17 protein-coding genes, 1 tRNA gene, 1 pseudogene and 1 CRISPR repeat array are annotated in these 24204 nt (G+C 45.4%); of the genes and pseudogenes, 9 read left to right on the top strand and 10 right to left on the bottom strand.

The window, feature by feature from the left end; translation table 11 throughout:
- Positions 1-606 precede the first annotated feature (606 nt).
- Positions 607-2718, bottom strand: a complete 2112-nt coding sequence (locus RIE73_RS36460) for a CRISPR-associated endonuclease Cas3'' (RefSeq protein WP_446405815.1) — start codon at positions 2716-2718, stop codon at positions 607-609.
- A gap of 124 nt (positions 2719-2842) precedes the next feature.
- Between RIE73_RS36460 and cas5c the strand changes: the two genes are divergently transcribed.
- From cas5c to cas7c, 3 genes and pseudogenes are all read left to right on the top strand, one after another.
- Positions 2843-3460, top strand: coding sequence for a type I-C CRISPR-associated protein Cas5c (gene cas5c / locus RIE73_RS36455; protein WP_446405814.1), 618 nt, complete (start codon positions 2843-2845; stop codon positions 3458-3460).
- 426 nt (positions 3461-3886) lie between these two features.
- Positions 3887-5527, top strand: a complete 1641-nt coding sequence (gene cas8c, locus RIE73_RS36450) for a type I-C CRISPR-associated protein Cas8c/Csd1 (RefSeq protein WP_446405813.1) — start codon at positions 3887-3889, stop codon at positions 5525-5527.
- A gap of 22 nt (positions 5528-5549) precedes the next feature.
- A pseudogene (gene cas7c / locus RIE73_RS36445) lies at positions 5550-6383 on the top strand (type I-C CRISPR-associated protein Cas7/Csd2); the annotation flags it as partial.
- Positions 6384-6418: 35 nt separating this feature from the next.
- Positions 6419-6959: a CRISPR direct-repeat array (repeat unit 37 nt; unit sequence GTTTCAATCCTCAATCCCCCCGAAGGGGAATTGTTAG).
- Positions 6960-7511: 552 nt separating this feature from the next.
- Here cas7c and RIE73_RS36440 read toward each other — a convergent pair.
- The 4 genes from RIE73_RS36440 to RIE73_RS36425 all read right to left on the bottom strand — a co-directional run bounded on the left by RIE73_RS36440 (position 7512) and on the right by RIE73_RS36425 (position 11936).
- Positions 7512-7922, bottom strand: coding sequence for a hypothetical protein (locus RIE73_RS36440; protein WP_446405812.1), 411 nt, complete (start codon positions 7920-7922; stop codon positions 7512-7514).
- Between the two features lie 184 nt (positions 7923-8106).
- The gene (locus tag RIE73_RS36435) at positions 8107-8640 is read right to left on the bottom strand and encodes a Uma2 family endonuclease (RefSeq protein WP_446405811.1); all 534 of its coding nucleotides are present in this window, start codon (positions 8638-8640) and stop codon (positions 8107-8109) included.
- 247 nt (positions 8641-8887) lie between these two features.
- Positions 8888-10759, bottom strand: a complete 1872-nt coding sequence (locus tag RIE73_RS36430; protein WP_446405810.1) for a DCC1-like thiol-disulfide oxidoreductase family protein — start codon at positions 10757-10759, stop codon at positions 8888-8890.
- A 232-nt stretch (positions 10760-10991) separates the two neighbouring features.
- Positions 10992-11936 (bottom strand): hypothetical protein, encoded by a 945-nt coding sequence (locus RIE73_RS36425; RefSeq protein ID WP_446405809.1) that lies wholly within the window; start codon positions 11934-11936, stop codon positions 10992-10994.
- 359 nt (positions 11937-12295) lie between these two features.
- On the opposite strand from RIE73_RS36425, the gene RIE73_RS36420 reads away from it, so the two are divergent.
- The 3 genes from RIE73_RS36420 to RIE73_RS36410 all read left to right on the top strand — a co-directional run bounded on the left by RIE73_RS36420 (position 12296) and on the right by RIE73_RS36410 (position 15805).
- Positions 12296-14104 (top strand): LA_3751/LA_3752 family putative glycosyltransferase, encoded by a 1809-nt coding sequence (locus tag RIE73_RS36420; RefSeq protein WP_446405808.1) that lies wholly within the window; start codon positions 12296-12298, stop codon positions 14102-14104.
- A gap of 81 nt (positions 14105-14185) precedes the next feature.
- Positions 14186-14641 (top strand): hypothetical protein, encoded by a 456-nt coding sequence (locus RIE73_RS36415; RefSeq protein WP_446405807.1) that lies wholly within the window; start codon positions 14186-14188, stop codon positions 14639-14641.
- Between the two features lie 6 nt (positions 14642-14647).
- Positions 14648-15805 (top strand): DegT/DnrJ/EryC1/StrS family aminotransferase, encoded by a 1158-nt coding sequence (locus RIE73_RS36410; RefSeq protein ID WP_446405806.1) that lies wholly within the window; start codon positions 14648-14650, stop codon positions 15803-15805.
- A 444-nt stretch (positions 15806-16249) separates the two neighbouring features.
- Here RIE73_RS36410 and RIE73_RS36405 read toward each other — a convergent pair whose 3' ends face one another.
- The 5 genes from RIE73_RS36405 to RIE73_RS36385 form a co-directional block, all read right to left on the bottom strand.
- Positions 16250-17038, bottom strand: a complete 789-nt coding sequence (locus RIE73_RS36405; RefSeq protein WP_446405805.1) for a polyprenol monophosphomannose synthase — start codon at positions 17036-17038, stop codon at positions 16250-16252.
- Positions 17039-17432: 394 nt separating this feature from the next.
- Complete coding sequence (locus tag RIE73_RS36400) at positions 17433-18752, bottom strand: DUF2330 domain-containing protein (RefSeq protein WP_446405817.1); 1320 nt, start codon at positions 18750-18752, stop codon at positions 17433-17435.
- A 137-nt stretch (positions 18753-18889) separates the two neighbouring features.
- On the bottom strand, positions 18890-19744 hold the full coding sequence (locus RIE73_RS36395) for an RnfABCDGE type electron transport complex subunit D (protein WP_446405804.1): 855 nt from the start codon (positions 19742-19744) through the stop codon (positions 18890-18892).
- Positions 19745-19914: 170 nt separating this feature from the next.
- On the bottom strand, positions 19915-20886 hold the full coding sequence (locus RIE73_RS36390) for an alpha/beta fold hydrolase (RefSeq protein WP_446405803.1): 972 nt from the start codon (positions 20884-20886) through the stop codon (positions 19915-19917).
- Positions 20887-21023: 137 nt separating this feature from the next.
- On the bottom strand, positions 21024-21749 hold the full coding sequence (locus tag RIE73_RS36385; RefSeq protein ID WP_446405802.1) for a hypothetical protein: 726 nt from the start codon (positions 21747-21749) through the stop codon (positions 21024-21026).
- Between the two features lie 578 nt (positions 21750-22327).
- On the opposite strand from RIE73_RS36385, the gene RIE73_RS36380 reads away from it, so the two are divergent.
- The 3 genes from RIE73_RS36380 to RIE73_RS36370 all read left to right on the top strand — a co-directional run bounded on the left by RIE73_RS36380 (position 22328) and on the right by RIE73_RS36370 (position 24174).
- Positions 22328-22864, top strand: coding sequence for a GNAT family N-acetyltransferase (locus RIE73_RS36380; protein WP_446405801.1), 537 nt, complete (start codon positions 22328-22330; stop codon positions 22862-22864).
- A 59-nt stretch (positions 22865-22923) separates the two neighbouring features.
- Positions 22924-22997 (top strand) — tRNA-Pro (locus tag RIE73_RS36375).
- 442 nt (positions 22998-23439) lie between these two features.
- A complete protein-coding gene (locus RIE73_RS36370) occupies positions 23440-24174 on the top strand; it encodes a Tic22 family protein (protein WP_446405800.1) in 735 nt (244 codons plus the stop codon).
- The last annotated feature ends 30 nt before the right edge of the window (positions 24175-24204 follow it).

The following is a 24204-nucleotide window of genomic DNA, read 5'->3' as shown; positions in this document are numbered from 1 at the left end:
CAATCCCCAATTTATCCCGACCGATTTGGGATGCGATCGCGCCTAAAAATCGCCTAGGTTTTGTTGTCCAGTTTAAGCTTAATCTATAAATCTGATATTGGCACAATAAATCCAATGTAGGGGCGGGTTTAGGGATAAAATTAACCCAGAAACCAATAACCTTTCAACAAAACCCGCCCTTCCCCACCATCTCAGCCAACGGATTACCTCAATCCCCAATTTACCCCGACCGATTTGGGATGCGATCGCGCCTAACAATCGGCTAGGTTTTATTGTCCAGTTTAAGCTTAATCTATAAATCTGATATTGGCACAATAAATCCAATGTAGGGGCGGGTTTAGGGACAAATTAACCCAGAAACCAATAACCTTTCAACAAAACCCGCCCTTCTCCAACCGTTCACCTCAATCCCCAATTTACCCCGACCGATTTGGGATGCGATCGCGCCTAAAAATCGCCTAGGTTTTATTGTCCAGTTTAAGCTTAATCTATAAATCTGATATTGGCACAATAAATCCAATGTAGGGGCGGGTTTAGGGATAAAATTAACCCAGAAACCAATCCAATAACCTTTCAACAAAACCCGCCCTTCCCCACCATCATCGCCTATTCGGTAACAATACCAAAATTAGGATTATAGTCGCCGATCCAAACTCGTAAGCCGGGGAATATTTCTTGAGAGTAAGCATTGGCTAGCTTGGGAGTGACGCCGACGGCATAGTGCAGCAGGAGTCGCCATTCTTTTTGACTCAATCTCTGTTGCTTTTGCGCTAATTCAATCAGTTGTTTGGCGGTGTCTTCTAGGGGGATAATCACATTGACGTTATTATCCTCAATCATTTGGAAGTGAGTATCGATATCTTTGAACATAAAGCCTTCTCTTCGCTTTTGAATATCCCGCTGATCTAAATTAACCGCAGGATTGGCTAAAAAGCTTTTGAAATAGTCTTGACAACTGGCTTCATCGTGTAAAGATTGACCCGCTTTGAGTAAATTGCGGGTGATTTGAATTTTGTCCCTGTCTTGCTGCGGAAACCCTTGATTTTTGAGTTCAAATATAGTAAGATAAGCGTGATTTAATATATGATTCCGGTTCACTCGTCCTGCGGTTTGAACGATAGAATCTAAACCCGCGATCGCACGATACCCAGCCGCGAAGTCTATATCTACTCCGGCTTCGATTAACTGGGTGCTGATCAGATAAACAGGCAAATCCTGATTCAAGCGATCGCGCACTTGGCTGAGTACCCGGCGACGGTGGGCGGCGTACATATTCGTACTCAGGTGAAAGGTATTTCCCAGTTCCGATAATACCTCAAATCCCTGACGGGCATCGATTTTAGCACTAACAACGACAAGGGCATTCTTCAGGGAACGTTGGCGGATATCCTGGAGTAAATCACGCCAATCCCAGGCTTGTGGCTGATAGTGATACTCGACTCGCTGGAGTGTTTTGGCGTGGTTTTGACGCTGATTTAACGGTACAATATCGCGAATTTCTGGCAGATCAAGAATCCCATACCAGGGTTGAGTTGCTGAACAGAATACCACAGAACAATTCCACTTGTCCACCAATCCCCGTAACATGGACATGATTGGATTGAGGTAGTTTGTCGGTAATGCCTGAACTTCATCTAAAATAATCACACTATTGGTGATGCGATGCACTTTCCGGCATTGGCTGGGGCGGCGACTAAACAGACTTTCAAACAGTTGAACGGTTGTGGATACAATAATCGGATAATCCCAACGTTGGGCGGCGAATTGGTAATGGTGTAATTCGTCAGTATGGGTATCGAATACCACACCACTATGATGTTCTAATACCGCATTTTCCGAGAAACTCTCTCGATAAACTTGGGCGGCTTGTTCAATAATACTGGTGAACGGTGGACAGTAAATAATTCGTTTTTGCTGGTAGTTTTGGGCATGATGGAGGGCAAATGCCATGACACTTAGGGTTTTCCCTCCACCCGTGGGCGTGGTGAGGCGAAAAAATCCTGGTTTTAGGGTGGCGGCGGCTTGACAATGGTGATAAATGTCCCGGCGAATGGCGTTGATGGGGGTATCTGCTGCATTTTGGATCAGATGGTGATAGTGGGTTTCAAATTGGGGGATTAATTGGTCTAGAGTTGGAGGGGTAACGGTATCCCCGTCACCCAAAAATCGGGCAGCACTTTCTCGATCTGCATCAACTAACGCCGAGAAAATAATCCGAATTAATAACTCTTCGGTGAGAGGATGTTCCGGATGATGGGAAGGACAAGTAAAGAAATTATCGCCTAATTCATCTTTAGCGATCGCCTGGATAGATTGCCAATGCTGATCCCCTTTCAGCTTCTGCTGGATACCACCTGCGCCACCGAGATTATGTAATCCAGAATGATGTCCTAAAATGGCAAATGCTACGCCATGAAGTCCTTTTTTCCAGGCTAACTCTGCACCATGAATAGCATGTCCAGGAGATTTACATTTATTCCCAGCAATACTAGCTTGTAAATACTGCTGCCAAGCGGGGTCAAATTTACCTAAATCATGCCATTTTCCAGCGATTTCAGCTAGGGGGTGAACAGAAGCCGCGATCACGCCTGTTTCTTCTAAATGTTCTTTAACCGTTTGAACAGTTCCATCTTGACGAGGAGGGCGAGAAATCCGGATGTTAGACTGAGGCGATTGATCAGGCATTATAGAATGAGTTTGTGGAGAATCTGAAGTCATGGTTGGGTATTTCTAATTCATTCTTACTCCCCTCTCCCCTGGTGGGAGAGGGGCTGGGGGTGAGGGGGTTTTCATTTATAAATGCTATAAAGGTAATCATACTGAATCCTCAACGGAACAGGAGATGAGTAGCCAAGCCAACGAAATCACCTTCAAAATTTGGGGCGATCGCGCTTTATTTACCCGCCCCGAATTTAAAACTGAACAAGTCAGCTATGATGTAATTACCCCCTCCGCCGCCAAAGGAATCGCCGAGTCTATTTTCTGGAAACCTGAAATTCAGTATCAGGTGATTCAGATTAGTATTCTCAAATCCATTCAGAAAGCTTCGATTCTACGGAATAGCCTAAAATCGCGCCAATCTTATCGTACTGCCCAAAGTGGAGGAATCCTAGAAATTGAGCGCGATCGCACCCAGCGACATGCCCTAATTTTAAACGATGTCGCCTATTTAGTCACGATTCAGATGCAGCGTCAGTCTCATGCAACTGATCCCTTAACCAAATATCTGGAAATATTTAAACGCCGATTAGCCAAGGGGCAATGTTTTCAGCAACCCTATTTAGGCTGTCGAGAATTCGTGGCGTATTTTAGTCAGCCAACGGATAATGAACAGCCCATTGATTTAACTACCGATTTAGGATTAATGCTGCATCATATTGAGTTTACATCAGAAGGAGTAAAACCGATATTTTTTCGCGCCTCGATTCAAAAGGGTGTGATGGATTGTCGGGTAGGTTGATGAATCTGGCGACTGGAAGTCGCAGCTACACAAACCAAGTCCGCCTGCGCGGACTGGATTAGAAAGTCCCCCTTATAGATCCCCCTTCCGTCCCCCTTCAAAAGGGGGAGACCAGATGTTGCTTCGCATTTTTTGCATGGGGATTTAGGGCGATCGAACAGTGACATTGAGACAATCCAACTGACAACAAAACAATGACAATACTCCCGGAATCAGTCCAACTCTATCACAGCATTCAAAGTCCCCCTTTTTAGATCCCCCTCCCGTCCCCCAACCCCCCTCATTCCCCCCGACAAGAGGGGGGAGACCAGATGTTGCTTCGCTTTTTGTTTCATGGGGGAGACCAGATGTTGCTTCGCATTTTTTGCATGGGGATTTAGGGCGATCGAACAGTGACATTGACAAACTCCAACTTATAATAAAACTATGACCATACTCGCTGAATTAGTTAAACTCTCCCACACCCTTAACCTTCCCGCCAAAGCCTACGCCGAATCGACAATTTACTGGCAAATTATTCTCAATTCCGATGGCAGTTTTAATCGTCTTATTGAACTCACTACCCCCCAATATGACCGCAAAGGTAAAGCCAAAAAGCCGAAATCGGGTCAAAAAATATCCTGTCCCCATATTCGCCGCAATGCGATTCAGCCTAAATTAATTACCGATACCGTTGACTATATTTTCGGTGATGGAGAAAAAGCTCAAGCCTATCGCGCCCTCTTACAACGCTGTTATCAAGCCACACAAGAACCAGCGGTTCAGGCTATCTTAACCTTCCTCAATTCTCATCCTCAACTCGAAGAACTTCAACCCAAGCAAACCGTCACTTTTACTATCGATCAAGTCCCTGGCTATATTCATGATTTACCCGCCGTGCAACAATTTTGGGCGCGATATATAGATGAACTCACCGCCAGCGATCGCCCGGTGATGCAGTGTTTAGTGACGGGGGAAGAATTACCCGTAACCACGAAGTTTTCCTTGCAGATTAAAGGCGTACCGGGGACAAATTCGGCGGGGGCTTCTTTAATTAGTGCCTATGATAAATCCTGTTCGTCTTACGGGTTATCGGGTGCATTAGTTTCACCAATTAGCGCCGAAGCTGATGAACAATTTTCCCAAGCCCTGAGTTATCTGTTACGGGACGACAATCATCATATTAATATTGGCAACACAACCTTTGTTTTCTGGGCAGATTCTGGGGGAATGACGCGGCATTTATTTGAAACGCCAAGTGTAGAAACCGTGCGAGATTATCTGAATCTATTCCACAAACCGCAACAAATCAACCCGGATTGGGAGTTTAATATTTTGGCATTATCCGGTTATACCAGTCGATTAGTGGTTCGGGATTGGATTCATGGTAAAGAACCGGAGTTTGTTAATCACTATGAACAATGGTTAAAGCGTCAAGAAGTGATTGGCTGGAATCAGTTTGATCATCGCGGATATTTGGGCGTCTGGCGGTTGGCGGCGGCGGGGTATCGGGAAGCGAAAGAAATCCAAAGTCGCACGGTAACTGCATTGATGCGAAATGCGGTTTATGGTGAAGCTTTGCCCATGGATTTAATCCAACGAGTTTGTAGTCGAAATCGCATTGAGCAAACCGTGAGTTATCCCCGTGCGGTGCTATTAAATATGTATAGTGAAGGAGTGAAACAAGTGAGGAAACAGCAAGGGAAAAAGGTGATCACAGAAGAAGAAGCGATCGCGTTTCAGTATGGGCGACTTTTAGCCACCTACGCCAAGTTACAACGGGCGGCTCAAAAAAGCGATTTAGCTAATACCAATGCGGTTAAATGTTATGCCACAGCCGGATTTTCTCCCGTTCCCATGAGTCATCGCCTCGCATCGGGGGCAAAAAATCATTTAGCTGTATTAGAGGGTGGATTAGCCCAGTGGTTTGTCTCCCAGCTTGCCCAGATTAATGGCGCGATCGCAGAATTGGCTCAAACTACAGCTATTCCCACTACGTTTAGTATTGGCGCTCAAGCTTATTTTGATTTAGGCTTTTGGAGTGAGTTGAATACGAAGAAAAGCAAAGCGGAAACAACCGATGAATGATGTCACAAATGACCAATAACCAATGACGAAGGACAAAGAACCAATGACGACTCACCTTGACCCCAGCAAAAAACATGACTTTATCTGGCTATTTGACTGCACCAATGGCAATCCCAATGGTGATCCCGATGCCGATAATACACCCCGAACCGACTTACAAACCGGACATGGATTAGTCACCGATGCTTGTCTAAAACGCAAGATTCGCAACTTTGTCACCCTGGCATCAGATCAGCGGATTTTTGTCAGTGAAGGCGCTATTTTAAATGAGGCAATTGATGAAGCGGTTTCGGCTAAAGGGTTGACCGATAAAGTGGATGCCAAGAAAAAAAGGCTAACCAATCCCAAAGATGTTGACGAAGCACGGGATTGGATGTGTCAGAATTTCTATGACATTCGTATGTTTGGCGCGGTTTTATCTACGGGGAAAAATGCCGGACAAGTGCGTGGTGCGGTACAATTAACCTTTGGGGAATCTCTTGATCCGGTGCTACCGATGAATTTATCAATTACCCGGTGTGCCGCAACGGATAGCAATGAACAGGGGAAAGAGAATAAAACCATGGGGCGGAAAAATATTATTCCCTACGGATTGTATAAAGCCCATGGGTTTTATTGTCCCCAATTTGCCAAACAAACCGGGGTAACGGAGGCGGATTTAGCGTTATTTTGGCAAGCATTAGTCAAGTGTTTTGAGTTTGATCGTTCCTCCGCCAGGGGAATGATGGCAACTCGTGGGGTATGGGTGTTTAGTCACGAGTCGGCGTTGGGAAATTATCCGACTCATAAACTGTTTGAGTTATTGAAGATTGAAAACCGCACACCGGAAAAACCACCACGAGTATATAGTGATTATGATGTGCGGATTGTGGGTGATATTCCAGAAAATGTGTTTCAATCCTCATTCCCCCCGAAGGGGAATTGTTAGTGGGCGATCGCGCCTGGATAATCCCGGTGTATTTGTTTCAATCCTCAATCCCCCCGAAGGGGAATTGTTAGATTTGGCGTACTTCTTTCTCGGTTATATTTGACATGTTTCAATCCTCAATCCCCCCGAAGGGGAATTGTTAGTGTACGGTCAAAATCAAGCCTGAAACCTTCTGGTGTTTCAATCCTCAATCCCCCCGAAGGGGAATTGTTAGCTCCCATTCTGGATGTTCGCAGCTTTGATACTCTAGTTTCAATCCTCAATCCCCCCGAAGGGGAATTGTTAGGTATCGTCGATATTTTGTCCTAGATTAGATGTTGTTTCAATCCTCAATCCCCCCGAAGGGGAATTGTTAGCTTAGGTGACGGCAACGTAATGTCGCGGATATTGGTTTCAATCCTCAATCCCCCCGAAGGGGAATTGTTAGCAAGGACAGCCGTCACTCTTGCCGCTACCGTATAAATATCGTTTCAATCCTCAATCCCCCCGAAGGGGAATTGTTAGAGCCGCATCCTGAAAACTGCTCTGGGTAAAGATTCCAGTTCACGAATGCGCGGCTGACCTATTTTACCTATCATATCTACCCCTGTCAAAGAATGAAAATCGCTGAAACCCTTACCCTGTAAGGAGCGCGGCTGCCCTTCACCGTCAAAACCTGCCAAAGCCTTACCCCCACTGCATTACAGCCAAAAATTTGGGTTCGCTCAAAAAAACACCTACCCCTTCGCGCAAAATCCGGCTCCAACACCCTTTATTCTCCGAGAGTGAATTATATTGAGTAAGTAGTCGGACTGGCATAAAACAGTACTGTATTAAGTGCAAGTAAATCGTCCTCAAACCCTTGCTGTTCCCTGTTCCCTGATCTTAACTTTTAACTTTGATGAAAGTCCACCTACTTACAGCGCTTTTCAAGTAAGTGAGGTACACAGACAGATCCCCGACTTCTCCAAGAAGTCGGGGATCTTGCTTAAGGCTGTACCTCATCAACCTGAAATCTGCTGTATAACTCTTGCATTAATTAGATATCGATAAATCAGCGCTAATAACTGTACTTAATTACGCTCTGCCAAATGCTCGTTTCACACTTGTTTGATTCAGGTAATATAAAATCACTCCAGCAATGATGATGGAGATAATCGAACCCACAATATTACCTTCTGCAAATCGCCCATAGAGAGCGTTAATGATGCTAGTGATTTGGAATACAATCGTGAAACTCCACGCCCATTGTTTTAAAGTAAACAAGCCATAAGCCACCACTAGATACAGTACGCCAAGGATAAGCGCTATAATAACACCAAAGATCACCACGCCTGCACCAACAACTTCTGCTTGCGCCTCACCCTCCACATTACTCACGAATCCGCCAAGCACAGTCGCTCCCAATCCGGCGAGAATATACAGGATACCTCCAATGATACTGAGAACAGCGAGAATCGTCACCCCAGTCGGTCGTCCATTCGCCATGACAATTTCTACTCTGATTCTATTGTTGATGTTTTTAACAATCTCATTACTGGGCTGAGTCGTCAAGGGATACGCGATGGTGTGCGTTGGAAAATTCCCATGTCTTCATTGATTAACGAAGTTGGCGCTCGATTCTGTTGAGTTTCCTTACGTCAACCCAACCGACACCCTGACAGCTTGCCCATTATAAGCGGCGAGTCATTGCCATGACAGCATCAACAGTCAATTGAGGCAAATTACCCAAAATAGGCAAAGCCTCTGAACCTGAACAGATGGTTGGTAAATTATCTCCCTGCCATACCCAAACCTGTTCACTTCCGGAGTCAATTAACCAAGCTAATTGTGTACCATTGCTGAGACAATGGAGAATCTTTTTCTGTAAATCTAACGTACTTTGGTCAGGTGAGCGAATTTCAATCAACCAATCGGGTGCGCCATCAAAAGGTCCATCCTCTTCCGACAGACGATCAATCCTAATAATAGAGATATCTGGGACTGGAGAATAGGGCGGAACTAAACAACGTAGTTCTTGTACCGCTTCAAACCTATCCGTATGACGGTTAATATAATTAACCAGATTGCGTTGTAGCCGCGAGTGAAAAAGGGTTGGCATCGGCTTTTGTATCGCACACCCATTGATCAATTCCCACGCTGGAGACGACTCAATATTAGGTTGAGACAGAAATTCAGTGAGTGGGGTAGTTAGGATTGAACTCATTAGGGTTGGCTGAATCAGTATTGTGGTGAAGGGAGGGAACAGGAAACAGGGAACAGGGAACAGGGAACAGTAAGGATTTGAGGTTGATTTACTTGCACTTAATACAGTACCGTTTTATGCCAGTCCGACTACTTAACTTACCCTTAATACCAAATCCGGGTTAGCCACCCCTATTATAATTCAGTCCGCGTAGGCGGACTTTGCTTGTGTAGCAGCGATTTCAATCGCCCTGGCAAAAAAAGGGTAACTAATCCGAACAAGATTGCTCAAATCTCTTAACCTTCTCTACATCTTGAGGTTCACCAGGCGGTACAGTTCTCTCATCCATAAAATACATCTCAAAACTCTCCAATTCCTTACCGCCTTCATGGGTAGCATTCCACGTCCGACAGAGATACTGTCCATAATAAGGATAAAGCTTTTTCCCGATCGCTCGATTTAAATTGATGAAATAAACCCGCCATTGCTGATTCCCATAAATAGCCTTTAGCTGCTTAGGAGTCGGCTTTTCCCAATTCACCGCACCCCCACCGAGAAGAACATCGATTTCACTGCCATTCTTCAGTTTACCTTCAATCACATGCCAACCATCATCGAGAGGCGGTGACGGCGCAAAAATACTCCACGACTGATCCAATCGCGTCAAACGACTCACCGGATCAATGCGCTGAAATGTCCGGCGATTCAAAAACTTATGCGTCGCACTAATCCAGTCATCTTTCTCAACCGGTCGTCGGGTAAAGGTTTGAGCCGCAAAACTGCGAAGATTCCAAATAAATGTAAACATTAGTAAAATTAACGCGATCGCATTCAGCAGCCGTGAAGGACGCACCTCAATCGGGCGAAACTTGAGCGGCTTCGTCAACATCCCCGCCGTGCGTCGATTAGATGCTATTGTCTCATAAAACCTTGTCCCTGCTGCCATGACTGGACGCCATCTCAACACCCTAGCCAAGAACCCAAATAACGGCGACAGACTAACCACATAGGCGATAGCTTCAAACTTAAAATGTCGATTATCTTGCCAATCCACAACCACCCAAGAATTTTGGGCTTCCATATCCGCACAAATCGACGCATCATCTTGAGCCATTCGTAACGGAGTTCTCGGCAAAATTAAGACCGTGCGAATTAGGTGGACAACCTTCTTACAAAAGCCACAATCGGCATCATAATAAATCCTTAACCCGCGACGTTTATCGGTATTCAACCGCTTAGCCAGTCCATCCCAAACCGGACTCGGAAGCAGCGCTAGCCACGTCGCCATACTCAGAAACGATAAAACCCCCAGTTCAAAACTTAACTCAAACCCAACATGTAACAGAATAAACGAAACAATCGCCACGCAGCGGAAAAAGCTATTCCGGAAGGGAATAAATATCATCAACGGTCCAATCCATTCAAACCAGAGGGCGCTGAATGTAATTGCTTTTAACAGGAGTGGCGGAAAGCTCAGTAAAAATAGACCAAATCCCGATACATACTGATCGAAACTTAAAGAATAATAAACCGCATCGCCTTGGGGCCACCAAATCTCACTCTGGGTTTTATATGCCGCCGACCACATATAAATAAAGCAGAGTTGTACCATCAAGGCAAACGTCGCACCAGAGACAACCCGCTTCGGTAACGGTTGGGTTGATGTATTCAGCGCACTATCCACCGAATAACAGGCACCCAAGGGTAAAAACATAGCCCAAAATAGGATGGCTCTCAGCACATCATCGGCGGCAAAAATTAAAGCCGGATTACGGTTTTGTAGAGAGATAACTAACGCCCACGTCGCAATTGTTGCGAGTCGGGTGCGATATCCCACCAACATCGCCAAGGCGATAAAAAATGCCAATAAAAAAAGTAGCCCTTGGACAAAAGGCTGACCGCTAATTAAATGGATCGAAAAGTACCAGGAATTGAGGAATTCGTCAATTAGGGCGCTACGCGGGAGAATCCCATAATCCGTATAATGAGCATTTAACCCTTTAACCCGGATGATTAAATCCCAAATCACCATCAACGCCAGACCGATGCGAAAAACTGCTAGCGATCGCAGGTCAAGCCCAAACACTTCCTCTATCTTAGCGGCTAAAGGACGTTTAGTTTTTACTTTATCACCAACCATAATCAAATAAGTAGGTGGACACAATTAAAGTTAGCGGTGGAGATTAGGGAACAGGGAACAGGGAACAGGGAACAGTAAGGGTTTGAGGCTTGTTTACATAACTTAATCTAGTTAAATTTATTTCCACCAACCTACTTACACCTTCTTTGGTATCGAGAAAACCCGTTCAGCACTTGAACCCGTTTTAAGTTAGCCCGATGAACTCCGAAAATTCGACATTTCCTGACTTGACTTACTTCGCCCCGGTGCGGTCTTTCTTAACAAAGGGTTCTAATCCTTCAGCCAGTTCTCTCGCTCTAATTTTCCGACTGTCCGGTAAAAGGTGGTGGTGCGTATCCGCAAACAAACTCGAATCACTTTTTAAGTTAAACGTTTCTTGATCATAGGCGATTACAGGGGCAATTTTTTCTAACTCCGTCGCAATCTTTCTCATATTCGCGATCGACTCTTGCTCGGTACTCGCATAGACCCACGGTAAGGATAAAACTAAAGTAGCGCCTTTGGCTTCCACCTGCTCCCGAAATTCCGTGATTCGGTCTATGGCATGAGCAGAAATCGGTTGCTTAATTTTCCATTTCCACCACTTACCATGGCGGACTTTTGTCACTGTGGGGTCTCCTCGGTCAGTAAAGGGATCGGAATAATATCCCGTCATTTCGCCTTTTTCAATCAAATCTATTGTCGATTTCGTCAATCCTCGTAGAGTCGGTGTCCCCACCAGCAATAGGTTTTCAGCAAGCTGCTGAGGCGGAACATCACCCAAACCTGGTCGTCCAATGGCAATCCCAAATGGCACCGAACGGTCTAACAATCCATCATCATCTAAAAGAATTAAATCTTCAGGAATCAGTAAAACAATATCTCCAGGGCGCACTTGCTCTAACGTACTAGGCAGGATTACATTCAGCCCCACCGGTCCATCCAATCCCAGGTTGAACACCGGAATACCCAGTTCCGCTTCTATCGCCGCCGCACTCGTGGCATAATTCGCTCCTGACCCCCCCACAATCAGCACTCTCGTTGGTGCTTGTACTTGTTCAGCAACTGCCATCTTGTGTTCATACATTTTTCGCAGGAAGCTTAATTCACCGCCATGGTGGACGTTATAAATGTAACCGAGTGACCAAGCGACACCCGCCGTGATTAACCAAGATCCGAGCTTAAAGGGTTTCCACATAAAATTAAAACTATATAACTATACAACCGTTAATTGTAAAGGTTAGGTGAAGGATACGCCATCAACGTGCCGGAGTATTTTACGTTTTGTAAATAAATATGAATATAATCCTCTAAAGACTACCAGGGTTATCAAGCTGTATTGGTCAAAAACAATGGTTTTCCTAGAATAAACGAAATTTTCGGTGGTTGCCACAGATTTTTAAATAAATGTAAAATAAATGGCAGCCATTGCAAATCACGACGCTGCCAAGGAACTCAGTTATATAATGATCAAGTTGTTGCTTGACGCCACGTCGCCTAAACGACTCTGCTAGAGACAATGTTCGGGTTGATGATTAATCGCCACCATACACACTCATGAAAATCAAGCTTGAGCCGATTCCTCTAGGGATCATTGTCATTGGAGTTTTATTTTCACTCTATTTACAATTTCAAATTCCCGAAGATACCTATTTTAGCGGCGATGCTGCGCTCAAATCCTTACTAGCACAGCAGTTAAGTACGGGTGAATGGCGCTTTGATCTTTGGCAACCCACAGAAGCCTGGGTGCGAAATCTTTGGCAGGATGGATTATATCCTTATGCACCACCGTTTGTCTACAATGTAACGGGGCGCTATTACATTACCTTTCCCTTTACGTTTCCCCTAGTCACCGCACCATTTTATGCACTTTTTGGCTTCAGAGGTCTTTATCTGGTTCCGTTAGTTGCTACATGGGCAATCTGGGGTACTTTCTATCTTACCTGTAAACGTTTAAAGGTTAGCGCATTTCATACCTCAATTGCCTTAATTAGTCTGATCTTTGCCTCCCACTTAACCCTGTATAGTGCCATGTATTGGGAGCATAGCCTTGCCGTTGCGCTTTGCTTTGCAGGTATGGCAATGCTGCTAATGCTCGGATATCCATCGGGTTTATCGAAACCCAGTGCTGTAGTCAGTGGCGGTTTAATCGGTTTATCGGCTTGGTTTAGACCCGAGTTTTTGTCTATGGTGGCGACGTTATCCGCTGTGGTAATTATTGCTGCCTTGGCTAAGAGTAATTTTTTGAATTTATTTAACAAGTTTAATTTCAAATCTATCCATTATTTAGCCAAAAATAAGGTAACTTTTATCGCGAGTATGTTTGCGGCAGTTAGCCTATTTTTTGTCGCCAACAAACTGGTTTACGGTCTTTTTCTGGGAATGCATGCGGTAGAAATTGTCGAGGAGTTCTCTTGGACTCGCCGCCTTGCCGAGGCTTGGGGCAATTTCCAGGAACTCAGTGTCGTCGGATTTGAGTATTTCCCGATCGCCTTTTTTCCGCTACTTTACTTGCTCTTGTATGGCTTGAAGAAACTAGAAGCTAAACTGAACCTGAAAATCATTACTCTGGGTATAATCGGTCTATTAATTGCCGCTGCTGGGTATCTGTTTCTGACCGGAGGTGCGGCTGAGTTAAAGACAGCGATTAAGCAATATAGTCTGCCAATCTTTCTCGCGATCGCGTGGCTGTATGTGTTCAGAAAAATTGAGGTAAAATTCAATGCTAGGATAGGGGTAATTTATCTAATCTGTGTGATGTTCACTGCTGGTGCTTGTTTATTGTTAGATTCTGGTGCAGACGAGATTGCGGTTGGGGGTAAGCAGTGGGGACCGCGATACTTATTGTCTCTTATCCCCCTAGTCACCTGGGTAACGATAGAGGAGTTAAATTTCATCAAGGACAGATCACGTCCCCTTTTCCGATACATCAGCATTTTTACTGTTGTTGTCCTTTTAGCCATTGGTATCCACAAAAACACCTACTTAGGCACAGTGGCGTTGCAGAAAGCGCATCAAGGAGTTCCTCCCGCCACCCAACTCTTGGAAGAAAGTCCAGAACGGGTGATTGCAGTGTCTCATCAATACGCGGCTCAATTGCTAGAACCCCCTCTGAGAGGCAAAAAGTTCTTTTTTCAAGCTGAAACTAGCAATGATTTAGTTAAATTGAGTAAAGTATTAGTGGAGCAGAATCAGGATCAATTTATTTATGTATGCTATCCTTATCGAAAATGCCAGCCACCCGAAGATAGCCAGGATAATCTCCAATTCACTAAAGGTGAGCAGCGCTTTCAGATTGAATTGTCTAATTTAGGTCAGTTTGGCAAATATCCCATCTACGAAGCCTCGATTAAGCAACCCTTGTAGACGAGTAATCGTTGAGCTATACTTTAAGTCTTAGTTAGAGCGCCAATGTCGTCTTGATTTACCCCTACTTTGAGAACCCCAATGTTAATAAAACCTCGCAAAAAGCAACTACAAGAAATTGTTCATCACCAAGAAGTATTTGCCATTATTATTACCACTGAATTTAACCAACCTGGTATTCACTTTTTTACCCCCGACAGCTTTTCGCAACAACTAGCCTACATGAGGCATCCGACGGGAAAAACGATTACTCCTCACATCCACAATCAAGTCCGTCGAGAAGTCTTTTATACTCAGGAAGTTCTGTTTATTAAACAAGGAAAACTCCGAGTCGATTTTTATGACGAACAGCAACAGTATTTAGAGAGTCATATTCTAGAAGCGGGGGATGTCATTCTCCTGATTAAAGGAGGACATGGCTTTGAAGTCTTAGAAGAAGTAGAAATGATTGAAGTCAAGCAAGGTCCTTATGTGGGGAATGAGGACAAGACTCGTTTCCCCGGCGTTGAGAGCAAACAGGTCAAGATAACGGATTAACCAACTATGGGAGAACCAATTCCGGTCAATGAACCTCTGTTAGACGGCAAAGAAAAGCAATATCTCAATGAATGTATAGACACCGGATGGATTTCGTCTGAAGGACCATTCGTCAAGCAATTTGAAGCCGAATTTGCCACTCGTGTGGAACGAAAACATGGCATAGCCGTGAGTAATGGTTCCATGGCTCTAGATGCGGCTATCGTTGCTCTGGGAATTGGTGCAGGGGATGAAGTCATTCTGCCCACATTCACAATTATCTCCTGTGCCACTGCGATTGTGAGGGCGGGAGCGATTCCAGTGGTTGTGGACAGCAATCCTGACACCTGGAATATGGATGTTGAGCAGATAGAAGCAAAGATTACCCCCAAAACCAAAGCCATTATGGTTGTCCATATTTACGGCTTACCTGTAGAGATGGACGCCATCCAAGCGTTAGCCCAAAACTATAACTTATTGGTGATTGAAGATGCGGCTGAAATGCATGGTCAAACCTATAAGGGGAAACCTTGTGGCAGCTTAGGTGATATTAGTACATTTAGCTTTTATCCCAATAAACACATTACTACAGGTGAAGGGGGAATGATCGTCACCGATGACGACAACCTAGCTCAACGCTGTCGTTCTCTGCGAAATCTGTGTTTTCAACCCCAGCAACGTTTTGTCCATGAAGACTTAGGCTGGAACCTACGCATGACCAACTTACAAGCCGCCGTCGGACTGGCTCAGTTAGAACGGTTGGATGAATTTGTAAGTCGTAAACGCCAGATGGGACACCGTTACACAGAACTTCTTGGGAATGTAGCAGGTTTAGAGTTACCCCTTCCCCGCACCGATTATGCGGAAAACATTTACTGGGTGTATGGTGTCGTCTTAACCGATGACGTGCCTTTTGATGCGAAAGAGGCAATGAAACGATTAAGAGAGCATAAAATTGGCAGTCGCCCCTTCTTTTGGCCCATGCACGAACAGCCTGTATTTCATAAGATGGGACTGTTCAAAGGGGAGTCTTGCCCTGTCGCTGAACGTTTAGCCCGCCGAGGCTTCTATATTCCCAGTGGTATGGCGTTAACCCCTGAACAGATAGAACGAGTCGCTGTCACCGTTAAAGAGGTTTTACAGATAAGCGATGGTGAAAGCCCTCGCGATTCATCCGAGGGATGAAACTGGAAGCGGGGCAATAACGCAGAACCAGATTCCCAACATTTCTAGGGGATTAGAAACCGTAACCTAATCCCTACTCACACCGCTAAAATTGTGGAATAGGTTAGGTTCGTAGTAGGGGCTTTAGCCCCTGATTTTAAATGAATTAAGCTGAAGTTCCCCCATACAGATGTACTGCACCCAGGTTAAAGCCTTTTACGGTAATGGTTTGAGAGCTCAAACCCCTCAAAAATCGTACCCATGTAGGGCGGCTAAAAAATCGCTCAAAGCCGCACGGTGAGGCAGTTTTGATTTTTTGGCTGGGGGAACTTCAGATTAAGGCTGGTGGGCAATGCCCACCCTACGGTAGCATTTTGGAGGAGGCGCTCATACAATCTTCCCTCAACTATTGCCTGTTGCCTGTTCCCTCCCCTTACCACAACACTTATTCAGCAACCTCTAAGTTCAGGATTTTTTCCGAGAAAGCTGCCAGATAGTTGACACATATTTGCGTCCTTTGACCAAGTAATCCCACAAGTTTAAACCCGTTTTGCTCTCGCCCGCTGTACGAGGTACGCAGATGTAAGGGACTTCCACGAGTTGGTAGCCCAGTCGTTTGGCACGGTATAACAAATCGATGCAGTATTCACCATAACCCCCACGCAGCTTGATGCGCTCCAAGACTTCGGCACGGGCGGCGATGAAGCCACTGGTGTAATCATGTATCCGGCTGTATAGCATCACTCTGGCGAAGGAATTGATAATCCAACTCAGGGTGCGAGCCATTAAACCGTGAGCTCTATCCGTTCCCCCCGGAACCCACCGGGAACCAAAGGCAACATCGGCTTCGTTTTTCTGGATAGCTTGCACCAGCCGGGGTACGTCTTCAGGGGGCATAGAGAGGTCACAATCCATCCAAGTGACGATTCCAGCATTATAGGTGTGAATCGCCTCATCAATGCCACGCTGGATAGCCGAGGTTAGCCCTTTTTCACCAATACGCCGGACTAAGGCAACTCCTACCGTGTTGCCATCCTCTGGTGAAGTAGAGGAAATAGGATAGCGATCGGCAAACTGTTCTACAATCTCCCATGTGCCATCAGGGGAGTTGTCATCAACCACAAGCACCAGGTAAGGTGCCGCGTTACTCGCCAGCAGGCGCTCAATCAGCGCACTAATATTGTCACGCTCGTCGTAAGTCGGCAAGACTGTACAAACCAGTTGATTGGGTGATGCATCTTGAACGTCGGACATTTATCCTCTCCAGATTAGCCATTACCAGAGGAAAGGAGCAGCCGAGAGTAACGTTTTCCCCTTTCTTCTGTTCATAAACATACTCTGAGAGTAAATCCTTGGTCAATTCCCCATCCTTCTAAAACCAAAATCCATAAAACCTTGTAAATTCCCTGAGTTACCGCAAGTCCGGCGAGAGCCGTTATCCCAAAACTTAATCCAGGAGGACTATCGTTAGAATCGTTAGTTCTTGATGTTCAGTCATATAGGATAGCTGACTCCGATGAAATTGCTCAATATTAAACTGTTGCCTGTTGCCTATCCTCACCACAACGCTGATTCAGCAAGCCCTATTGAGACACTGATTATCTATTTATCCTGAATCAAAACCCTATAGATAACCATCACGCTCTTGTCAATTCCAAATCCTGCGCCACCACCGACTCGGTTGAGTTTCCGGAATATCCATTTTCTGACGAATATCGCCAATTTGCCATCCCGTCAGCTTGGCTAACGTCTGCGCCTCCTGTTCAAATCGTTGATTCAACGTGCGTTTATACTCATCGGCGGCGGGGCAATTCATTTCCCCGGTGTAAGGATGTCGCAAGACATATCGACCTTGAAAGTTTTGCCGACTCCCTGTTGCTTGGAACATTAAATCTTCGGGAAAGGTATCACGAGTGTAGCGAACGTGTAAACGGCTAATAAAGACATTATTTGCTGCATTAGGATTTAACCAAAACACACCCGCTTGCTCTAATTCATCTCGGCTTAAGGGGTCAGCCGCACAGGGATCGCACCATCCCATATCCCAGGCATATTCTAAAAACGCCACTTTTTTCTGTTCTTGCTCATACGCCCTCTGAAACATGGCTTTATAGAATTGATCAAACTCATCCTTAACAAATAGAGGAAGTCCCACATTAGACGGGATTTGAACCGTGCGATAATTAGTCACCTCTGCTTGACCGTTGGGGGATAAAATATAAACAATTAAATCTTGCTCAGTTGTGGCATTAATCATTCCTAAACGAATCGGTAACATAAAACGCGGTGATTCATAAGCCATCTGTAAAGGGCGGAGCAATTGAGAACCCCCTGATTCAAATTCTTTCAGATTAACTTTCGCCACGAAAAACTTCATATTTTGGCGAATATACGGTTGTAGTAGCCGACTAGCACCACGCGGGATGCGATAATTATTACGCCTCAGCCAGGTTTCCAACCCATCCGATTCTTTAGCACTGAGAATTAAAATATCGTATTCGCCAACTGAAAAACGCGATTCTACCGTAACACCTAAAGCACTGTCTCCCCGATTTCCTGCACTATTATCTGCTGATGATGTTACTCCTCCCGATAAAGATCGAAGTTCCCTTGGTGCAGGAGGCATACAGGGATTTGGATCAAAATATTCGACTAATCGCGGCGCACTAAACCCATCGAGTCGTTCGATAATCTTGGGATTTCCTACCTGTACTTGTTCTTGCTCTAACACCACCGGAACAGGCACAACCACGGCAAAATCTTGAACATCTCCTTGATAGTCATTCGCCATCGTCAAAATCGTGCGATCGCCATCCCGTGCGATAATCACTTGAGAGGCTTGGTTGTAAAGCTGTGTATCTGCTTTTGCCACATAAAATCCACAAAAGGCTAAGGCTTTTGGCGCAAATATCATGATGGCAAAAACTGCCAAAGCTAACGCAATTAATACCTGTAATAGCTTTTTCATCATCGGCTCACATTTTCGTCATTGGTCATTGGTCATTGGTCATTTGTCATTCCCAAGAGATTAGGGTATAGTTAAACAACTTAATGGGAATGAAATCAACTCCATTAACTTACTTCCTGACTTTTTCTATTTACCAATCAACCGTCACCTGAAAACTTCCAAACAAATCTTGGTGATGCCCAAATCCAATCTAAAAGCAGTGTTAGAGGAGAAAGGGCAAATAATGCCCAGAAAACGGCTGTAGACATAAAGAAATGATTTCGCAGAATAAAGGTTAAAATCGCAATACTGACAGCCCAGAGTAAACGACTCACCCTAGCATTGGGAATCGAGCGAGGATCAGTTAACATAAACAGGGCAAACAACAAAAACGAGCCACTCATCAACCGATGCGCCCAGACATCCCATGTCCAGCCCAACCAAAGATTGCGAACGGCTTCGAGTAACGCATAAGCACCGAAAAAAGCCGCCGTTGTATCCCAACGCCCCACTCGTTTTAAAATCATGCCCCCAGTTCCGGCAAATAATAGGACATACCAACCCCCCTCTCCCCACTGTCCTGGAGAAATCCAGGCATCCTTTGTCAGGATTAAAACTGAAATTATGCCAAAATTAGCCGGATTAAAAAAATGTTTACCTTGGAATCGAAACAGAAATTTACTTAAAATCGCCAGTACCCCTGCCAAGATCATCGTGCTGTACTGATCGACTCGCAGGAGTAAACTTAACCCTAATGCCGTAATCATGGCACTTTTGAGGGATATTAGGGATTGAGGATTGGGGATTAGTAAACATTCCTGCTTGTCTCTCCAGACGCGCCATGTAGAGACGTAGCATGCTACGTCTCTACTGATATACTGGGTCAGCAAACAAGTCGCGATCGCAACACCGATAAACTGAGGCTGTAATGTCCAATCTCTCGTACCAATACCCAATACCAGGAACAGTGAGAGAAACAGAATCTGATAGTCTCTGGGATCATGTTGCTGCATTTGAGAACAGGAATAGAGAAAGGGAAAGGAATTCAGACGCCAGCCCGGTTCTGAACCTCCAATCCCTGTTTGCGATCGTGTACTGAGTTGTGCCTGTAATCCTTTTGCCAGTATGCCCCACCCCCATCTTTACCCCTGAGTTGTTACCGTTTTTGTAACTGTACTTAAGCTCAACTCACAGACTCCGCCAAAATCCTGCGAATTTGAGTATCCACAATATCGGGTTGTTCCACCATTGCCAGGTGACCACAATTAGGAATTTCAATCACATTAGCACCGCCATTTTGAAAAAGCTTATGGAAGCTCGCCAGATGGCGCACATATTTAGGAGCCATTACCGTATCATTCGCACCTGCTAAAAAATAAACAGGCTGCTGAAGCTGTGAGACCATTTGAGGCAAACGGTGAACCTCAGCCTCGGTTGTCGAATCCAAGAGACTCCTCAGTGCTGCTTCTGGGTGAGCCACAACAAAATCAATCACCCGTTGTCGTCCCCAACGCCGTGCTAGGGGACGCGCCACCTGCGCTCGTGTAAACAGTACATCAATCAAGGGCAGATAACATAACCACTGAGGGCGGCGTTTGACCAACTGTTTCCCGACATTGCGAAATCGTTCAAACTCTTCTTTTAAATAAATGCCGCCCCCCGCATTCAGACAAATCACCCCCTTGACCCGTTCTGATGCCACTGATGCTCCCCACAAGGCAATGCTGCCACCCAGAGAGTGACCAATCAGCCAAGCGTTATCGATATCCAGCTTTTCGAGTAGAATACCTAAATCCCTGGCATAAGCCGCAAGGGTGTAGTTGCTGGTCGATAAATGAGTGGCATCAACGCCAGTCGATGAACATTGAGCTGATGTCAATGCAGCACTATCGTTAGCCGCCGCCTCGCCACAGGTAGTAGTTCCCAAACCCGATTTAGGGTTGGGTGTTTTATCAGTTGGGGATTGAGAATCACCAAATCCCCGCAAATCATAGACTAAACATTGATAATCATTATCTAATCGGTCAATCAGTGGTTGCCAATAGTTACGACTTAACAGCCAGCCATGGATAAAGACCAAAACTGGGGACGAGGATGCCCTAGGAGGTGTTAATTCGTAGGCGTGGGTAGCCCCTAGAATCTCAATCGTTGCCATACATCCATCCTATCCGAGAATTGGGACAGGTGGTCAAGAGGGTGATGGGGTGAGGGGGTGATGGGGAGACGCACAAAGCACCATATCATCAACAGCTTGGGCGAAAGTTCCTCAACCCGCCTCGACACACTCAACACTCAAAACCGACGCCCTAGTAATCGCTGTCGAACACTTTCGGCAATTTTCTGACCTAAATATTCAGGAATCAAGTTTTCATTGGGACCGAGCAAGTAGAGAATGAGGCGGGTACGCCCACGCCAGACGAGTAAGTTAGCGTTGACGACGAGTAAGTCTTCTTGCCAGACAGCGTACATTACCTTATAAAATAATCCCGGCTGGTTATCGGCTTCGATTAACAGGGCGGGTAGATGAAATACGGGATCGACATAGAACTCAGTTTCGACTTGTTCTAAGCCAGCATCTAGATTAAATTCTACTGCTAGCATTTCTTCGACTTCAAAACGTCCTGCCAATGCCTCCCGAATGGCACGGCAGACGTTATCGGCTGTTTTGGAGGTCAGGGCTTTGCTACCACGAGATACGACTAGCTTGATGAACACCAACATGGGGGGACTGATTTGACCATGAAGACTCAAGCTGTGAATCGTCAATCCATAAGCCGCTAAAACCCCAAAAATATCGCTAAGGAGAAAAGACTGGTTACGGTAGGCAAAATGTAGAGCGCTTTTCGAGCCTTCGGGTTTGATCTCAATCACGACGCGCCGAGTTTTGTAGAGTTTATAAGCCAGTCTCAGGTTTTGTAATTGGATCTCACTACTGACAAACTGCTCATAAAATTCTGGAAACGCCCGGTTGAAGCGCTTCAGCAGTTCTAGTGTTGATGATTTCAGACCCGCAGCCATAAGTAGGGGGAGAAGGCGTTCGCTTTGGTTAAAAGCTTTTAGGATAGCCCAGCAAGTTCAACCTCAAGGCAAAAACCTGCCGTATCTGGTTAATCTCTCACAAATTCGGCACAATAGCCTCAGTCTAGCTAAAGAAGGTCTTGCCTTGAGTCACAATTTGCCACTGATCGCCAAACTTTAAGTGTAGGCGATTAACGGAGGGGTAGGGTCAATGGCATCCGGAGCAACTTAAGCCACAACCCTTGCCAATTCTGGTTTACAGCCATTCAAGGCAGACCTAGCCTCGCTCCGAGTCATTTCCTGATGCGTATTGCTCCAATTGTGATACGATAAGCATGTCAGGTGAGAGTTGTCCTACTGGAGGTCACTCATGATCACAGACAACTCCACACACTGACTTGATGGAGTGCAGTGTGGGGCTTCTGAAAGCCTTTGTCATTAGCCTGAGTGCTACTGTTCAAAACGTCAACGTTTTGAATAATCGTCAAGCTAACCCGTTAGATACATCTAGCCGTAAGTAGCTGGGGCTAGGTCTTGTGTAACGGATAACCAGTATAAAATGCTATAGCCACATCGGCATGGGTTTTTGGAAGAGCTTTTTTGGCAGTGCTGACACTGCTTCGACATCGACAAAATTTGAAGGGGATGCCGTTTCCAATTTCAGCGAGTCTCCAGCGTCTGGCGATCGCTCTGACCATGGGCGTATCCTGTTTAGTACGGATCGAGAATTCGATCTGTATGAATTAGAGGAGCTTTGCGACGCCGTGGGTTGGTCACGACGACCGATGCGAAAAGTGCGTAAAGCCATTCAGTATAGTTTCCTAGTGGTGTCCATGTGGCAGCAGCGAGGGAACACTCGGCGTTTGATTGGCTTTGCCCGGGCGACATCTGACCATGCCTTTAATGCCACAATTTGGGATGTGGTGGTTCACCCCCAATTCCAAGGCAAGGGGCTGGGTAAGGCGTTGATGAAGTACACCATTAAGAAACTTCGCAGTGAAGATATCAGCAATATCACTCTCTTTGCCGATCCCCAAGTGGTCAATTTTTATCGGCAAATGGGATTTATGGCTGATCCTGAAGGCATCAAAGGTATGTTCTGGTATCCTGACTAAATTTTGTGCGGTTGAGACTGGGCAAATTGGACGCGAAGGTATACTATCAAGATAGGCATCGGGATGTAGCGCAGCTTGGTAGCGCGCCTGCTTTGGGAGCAGGATGTCGCAGGTTCAAATCCTGTCATCCCGATTTTTTAGTACAAACCGATTTTTTGGTACAAATTTTTTGGTACAAAGGGAGTGGTGTGGAAGCTTAGAGGCTTCAGTTAGATAGACGCGCCACTTTCTTTTAATCCTTAATGGTAACATTAACCAAAATATTGAACAAGTGGAACTCTAGGAGATTAAACCTAGTCAGTTTTCTTAACTCAGATATGACTAGGAAGGCTCAGGGTTACCTGACTTCAACTCTCGTCACTCATGAAAGCTAGATATAAATCGGAACTATCGGAACTATCGTAACTATCGTAACTGTCGATAGTGCCAGGAAAACAGTCTAGATCAGAATGACTAGACTTTCCCTGACGGTTTCAACCGATTTATTCGATTCATTAGAGAGATGTCATCATCAAGTGAGAGCGGTATCCTAGTTTTCATGAGGTCGCTAAACTGGAACTCAAGAGGCAATTGTTATGAAATCATTAGTTCGCTGGAGTGCAACATTAGGCTTAGTGGGGACTACTCTCCTCGGCTCCTTTTTTGGAGGAAATCTGCGGGCGCTGGCTTTGACCGAACAGCAGGTGATGGAAAAGTTACAAACCGTACCTGTATTTACAGTCACTGATGGAGAAGGCTCACCCTTAGTCGCCTCTATTCCTAATCAGAACAATCAGAATGAAGCAGTTGCAGGCGTCTTTATTAGCCAGAGGGATGCAGAAGCCTTTGTGGAACGATTGAAGCGGGAAAAGCCTGAGTTGGGTAACCAAGTCCGGGTCGTACCTGTATCATTAGCAGAAGTCTACCAACTCGATCAACAGAGTCAAAACCAACCCAATGGTCTAGATTTTGCCTATATTCCCGTGCAGCAGCAAGTGCAGTCAGCACAGCAACTTTTGCCTCAAGGGCAAGAATTTCGGGGTGTCCCTCTGTTTGTGGCAAAAGGAGGACAAGAGGGAGGATATCTGACGATTCAACAGGAGGGTCAGCAAGTCATTCCCTTTTTCTTTGACAAAGAGCAGTTACAGAACTTGGTCAACCGCTTTAAGGAACAACAGCCTAACCTGGCTTCGAGTGTTCAGATCCAGGTTGTGCCGCTAGAGGGTATTATTAATACCTTGCAGACTCAGGATAACCCTCAACTTGAGCAAATCCTACTCATTCCTTCGCAAGAATCTCTACAATTTTTGCGTCAATCCTCTGCTCAATAGATCTAAATTAGTCTAAAGGGTAATCAGGTT

It is taken from the genome of Coleofasciculus sp. C1-SOL-03, from assembly GCF_040220555.1.
Classification (GTDB): domain Bacteria; phylum Cyanobacteriota; class Cyanobacteriia; order Cyanobacteriales; family Coleofasciculaceae; genus Coleofasciculus.
The sequence above is the reverse complement of the archived record's forward strand: the minus strand, read 5'-3'. Positions and strand labels throughout refer to the sequence as shown.

What these genes read in the sequence shown, in the direction of transcription:
- RIE73_RS36460 (WP_446405815.1), bottom strand. Translation starts at nt 2,718, where the DNA reads ATGACTTCAGATTCTCCACAAACTCATTCTATAATGCCTGATCAATCG.
- RIE73_RS36405 (WP_446405805.1), bottom strand. Translation starts at nt 17,038, where the DNA reads ATGTCCGACGTTCAAGATGCATCACCCAATCAACTGGTTTGTACAGTC.
- RIE73_RS36400 (WP_446405817.1), bottom strand. Translation starts at nt 18,752, where the DNA reads ATGAAAAAGCTATTACAGGTATTAATTGCGTTAGCTTTGGCAGTTTTT.
- RIE73_RS36425 (WP_446405809.1), bottom strand. Translation starts at nt 11,936, where the DNA reads ATGTGGAAACCCTTTAAGCTCGGATCTTGGTTAATCACGGCGGGTGTC.
- RIE73_RS36370 (WP_446405800.1), top strand. Translation starts at nt 23,440, where the DNA reads ATGAAATCATTAGTTCGCTGGAGTGCAACATTAGGCTTAGTGGGGACT.
- cas8c (WP_446405813.1), top strand. Translation starts at nt 3,887, where the DNA reads ATGACCATACTCGCTGAATTAGTTAAACTCTCCCACACCCTTAACCTT.
- RIE73_RS36415 (WP_446405807.1), top strand. Translation starts at nt 14,186, where the DNA reads ATGTTAATAAAACCTCGCAAAAAGCAACTACAAGAAATTGTTCATCAC.
- RIE73_RS36390 (WP_446405803.1), bottom strand. Translation starts at nt 20,886, where the DNA reads ATGGCAACGATTGAGATTCTAGGGGCTACCCACGCCTACGAATTAACA.
- RIE73_RS36435 (WP_446405811.1), bottom strand. Translation starts at nt 8,640, where the DNA reads ATGAGTTCAATCCTAACTACCCCACTCACTGAATTTCTGTCTCAACCT.
- RIE73_RS36420 (WP_446405808.1), top strand. Translation starts at nt 12,296, where the DNA reads ATGAAAATCAAGCTTGAGCCGATTCCTCTAGGGATCATTGTCATTGGA.
- RIE73_RS36410 (WP_446405806.1), top strand. Translation starts at nt 14,648, where the DNA reads ATGGGAGAACCAATTCCGGTCAATGAACCTCTGTTAGACGGCAAAGAA.
- RIE73_RS36385 (WP_446405802.1), bottom strand. Translation starts at nt 21,749, where the DNA reads ATGGCTGCGGGTCTGAAATCATCAACACTAGAACTGCTGAAGCGCTTC.
- RIE73_RS36395 (WP_446405804.1), bottom strand. Translation starts at nt 19,744, where the DNA reads ATGCAGCAACATGATCCCAGAGACTATCAGATTCTGTTTCTCTCACTG.
- RIE73_RS36430 (WP_446405810.1), bottom strand. Translation starts at nt 10,759, where the DNA reads ATGGTTGGTGATAAAGTAAAAACTAAACGTCCTTTAGCCGCTAAGATA.
- cas5c (WP_446405814.1), top strand. Translation starts at nt 2,843, where the DNA reads ATGAGTAGCCAAGCCAACGAAATCACCTTCAAAATTTGGGGCGATCGC.
- RIE73_RS36440 (WP_446405812.1), bottom strand. Translation starts at nt 7,922, where the DNA reads ATGGCGAATGGACGACCGACTGGGGTGACGATTCTCGCTGTTCTCAGT.
- RIE73_RS36380 (WP_446405801.1), top strand. Translation starts at nt 22,328, where the DNA reads ATGGGTTTTTGGAAGAGCTTTTTTGGCAGTGCTGACACTGCTTCGACA.